This window comes from Mesorhizobium sp. M7A.F.Ca.MR.362.00.0.0 (genome assembly GCF_004023175.1).
In the GTDB taxonomy this organism is placed as follows: domain Bacteria; phylum Pseudomonadota; class Alphaproteobacteria; order Rhizobiales; family Rhizobiaceae; genus Mesorhizobium.
On the sequence record NZ_RZTF01000844.1, the window covers coordinates 1 to 279 of the forward strand.

At 64.2% G+C, this 279-nt stretch carries 1 protein-coding gene; it reads right to left on the reverse strand.

All coding sequences use genetic code 11. The annotated features are described in order from the left end of the window. Positions 1-44 precede the first annotated feature (44 nt). A partial coding sequence (locus EOC06_RS44680) for a hypothetical protein (protein WP_245470460.1) occupies positions 45-279 on the reverse strand: 235 nt, incomplete at its 5' end.

The window sequence follows — 279 nt, forward strand, 5'->3', positions numbered from 1 at the left end:
CGGCAGTGCCCAGTAGCAGCGCCGCTGCAACTGCGGCACGGGTGCTACGCTTTGGGAAAGAATGATGCGACATCGGCAATCCCCCTCTGTTGGAGCCATTCGAGGGGCCACGCGGCCCCATGCTTGGAATGAAGGGCACGGATCTGCTTGAGGTCCTCCTTGCCGGACGCTCCGACAAAGGAGAGGGCGACAGGACCGAGCGCCATGTCGAACAGCCTGCGGCCTTCCGGCGAGGCGACGTAGTATTCGCGTTTCGGCAGAGCCGTCGCGACGATCTCG